Source organism: Streptomyces sp. WELS2, from assembly GCF_013870595.1.
Lineage (GTDB): Bacteria > Actinomycetota > Actinomycetes > Streptomycetales > Streptomycetaceae > Streptomyces.
In genome coordinates this window covers 1-2,835 of record NZ_JACBWZ010000784.1, presented here as the reverse complement: position 1 = coordinate 2,835, position 2,835 = coordinate 1, and the positions used below count along the sequence as shown (strand labels likewise).

The 2,835-nt window shown below is 71.0% G+C and carries 2 protein-coding genes and 1 pseudogene; 2 read left to right on the top strand and 1 reads right to left on the bottom strand.

The genetic code is table 11. The annotated features are described in order from the left end of the window. Positions 1 to 273: pseudogene (locus H5J33_RS29765) on the top strand (MDMPI N domain containing protein); the annotation flags it as partial. 6 nt (positions 274 to 279) lie between these two features. Here H5J33_RS29765 and H5J33_RS29760 read toward each other — a convergent pair. Then, positions 280 to 1,863 (bottom strand): alpha/beta hydrolase, encoded by a 1,584-nt coding sequence (locus H5J33_RS29760; RefSeq protein ID WP_399552957.1) that lies wholly within the window; start codon positions 1,861 to 1,863, stop codon positions 280 to 282. 759 nt (positions 1,864 to 2,622) lie between these two features. Between H5J33_RS29760 and H5J33_RS29755 the strand changes: the two genes are divergently transcribed. Next, positions 2,623 to 2,835: ATP-binding protein (locus tag H5J33_RS29755; RefSeq protein ID WP_399552956.1), on the top strand; the 213-nt coding region annotated here is incomplete at its 3' end.

The following is a 2,835-nucleotide window of genomic DNA, read 5'->3' as shown; positions in this document are numbered from 1 at the left end:
CGCGGTCACCCGAAGTCCTTGGAGAAGTCCAGCTCCGCGCTGCGGCTGGAGATCGAGGGCGACGCCGGGGGCGAGTGGCTGATCCCGCTGGACTCGCCGGCGGCACGGGGCTCCGCGGAGCTGGAGGTGGCCCGCGTGGTGCTCGACGGCGTCGAGTTCTGCAAGCTCGCGGCCGGTCACGTGTCCCCGGAGGACGCCGCGGCGGGCCAGGAGGGCGACCGCCGGGCGATCCGGGACGTGCTGTACGCGGCCGCGAGCCTCAGCCGGATGTGAGCGGCGTCAGAAACGGCTGCCCGGACCCGGCAGGCCCCGGGAGCCCGGGAGCGGCAGCGGGAGCAGGCTGCCGCGCTCGGCCGCCTCCGGCGCGGCCTTGCAGGTGATGTCCTTCGACGGCAGCTTCCCCGTGGTCAGGTAGGTGGTGGCCGTCTTGTCGGCGCAGGACTTGTTGCCGTAGACGCCGTGTCCGACACCCCCGGCGACGGTGACCATCTTCGCGCCCTTCATGGCGCGGCGCAGGCCCTGTCCGCTGGTCAGCGGGGTCTGCGGGTCCCACTCGTTCTGCAGGATCAGCGCGCGGACCTTGTTGTCGACCTTGGTGGTGCGCTCGCCGCCGGTCTTCCAGAAGGCGCACGGCTTGATGGAGGAGCCGAAGTCGCCGTACAGCGGGTACTTCTTCTTGTCCCGGACGGCGTCGTCGAGGTACTGGTACGGGTCGCGCGGCCAGTCCCGCTGGTCGGCGCAGAGGACGGACCAGAAGGCGGCGTCGCCGTTGTCCTCGGGCGTGGCACGGGCGAACGACGGCGGAACCGGCGTGGGCGTCTTGAGGCCCCGGCCGGCGGGCGTGCCCGCGGCGGCCTTCTTCAGCGTGACGACCCACTCGGCGGCGTCCCGCACGCTGAAGAACACGGGGCGGCTGCCGGCCCGGATGTCGTCCCCGGTCATCCGTGTGCCCTCGACGTCGATCGGCTTGCGGTCGGCCTGGGCGACCAGGTCGTAGAACGTCTTGCGGACCGCCTCGGGGGTCGCGCCCAGCCGGTAGGTGGAGTTCCGCTTGGCGGTCCACTCGGTCCACCGGGCGAAGGCGGGCTCGGCGCCCTCCGCCCAGACCTGGATCATGCCGCGCCAGACGCGGGCCGGGTCGACGGCGCTGTCCAGGACGAACCGGTCGGCGCGGCGGGGGAACATCTGCGTGTAGACCGCGCCGAGATAGGTGCCGTACGAATAGCCGAGGTACGAGATCTTCTTCTCGCCGAGCACGGCACGGATCACGTCCATGTCCCGGGCGGTGTCGCGGGTGGAGATATGGCGGAGCTTGTCGCCCTCCTTGGCGTAGCACTTCTCGGCGACGGTCCGGGCCCACCTCACGTCACGGGCGAACGTCTCGTCCCTGTAGGGGCGTTCCCAGTTCTGTTCCTTGTCGGTCAGACCGCAGCCGACGGGGGAGCTCTCGCCGACGCCGCGCGGGTCGAAGCCGACGAGGTCGTAGGTGTTCTTCACGGACTTGGGCAGTTCGCCGCCCAGGAACAGGGGCATGTCGAGGCCGGAGCCGCCCGGGCCGCCCGGGTTGAGCAGGAGCGCGCCCCGGTGCTGCGTCCTGGTGCTCGTCTTGATCCTCGATATCGCGAGGTCGAGCTTCTTGCCGCCGGGGCGGCCGTAGTCGAGCGGCACCTTGATCGTGGCGCACTGGAAGGAGGCCGGCGTGTCCGGGGCGCAGCGGTGCCAGGCCGGCTTCTGCGTGAGGTACCGGCCGAGGGGATCGGCGGCGGCGGACGGTGAGGCGGAGGCCGTGGCCGGGAGGAGCACGGGCACCATGACGGCCGCGGCGCCGGCTGCCAGCAGGGAGGCGGTTCTACTGCTTCGCACGAAGTGATTCCTCGAGTCGTCGGACGGGAAACCCATCCACCTTCGCGCGCGCGGGAGTCGAGCGGAACCCTCCCTGAAGTCACTTTCCAGCGCCCCGAGGTCGGAGAAGCCGCACGGCGAATGGTCCCGGAGGAGGACAACCGCGGCCGGTCTCCCGCCGTCTTCCTCGGAAGGGCGAAACCGCTGCCGTGGGCGGTACTTGAGCACATAGAGGCGGAGCGGGCCGGTGGCGGTTTCCGTCGGCCGTCGACGGTGAAGCGTTGGCCCATGGTGTCACGGATCGTGGCACTCATGGGTAACGCAGCGTCGACAGTCGGTGATGCCTCGGCCGGGCTCGTCACGGTGGGTAGTCGCCCGGTCGATCAGGTACCGTGGGTGCCCGGCGCGGGACCGCGCGGCCCGGCCGGACCGGTGTCGCCCCGGGGCGATTTCGGGCCACACGGCGCGCGCCGCTGCTCGCACGGCGGTTGGGGATTCCGACCCGGGTTTGTTCGACTCGGCGTCACGAGCGTCGCACAGTATCCCCTATACGTACTCCTTCACGCGGGAATATGCCCGAAGCGCTTGTTGGCGTGACTGTCAGTCAACCATGCTGTGCAGTAAGGGAGTCACGGTCCGTGACTCCCGGCTCAGTTCGTTGTTCTGGCCATGCAGAAAATGGCTACGATCGTGGCCCTCGTCGTGATCGTCGCCGCGGCGGACGCCGTGGCGCGCGGATGGCGTGGGGTCATGTGTCCGCCGGTTCGGATGGTGTGAGCGGTGCAGGTGCTTCGAGTGCAGCTGGAGATCCGGCCCGACCCCGCGGAGGTGGGGCGGGCCAGGCGGTGGGCCCGCTCGCGGCTCGCCGGGTCGGGCATAACGGCCGACGAGCCGCTGGCCGAGACCCTGATCCTGCTCGTCTCCGAGCTGGTGACCAACGCCGTGGTGCACACCGGCCGGCCGGCCGTGCTGCGGCTGTGCCTGCCGGGCGCG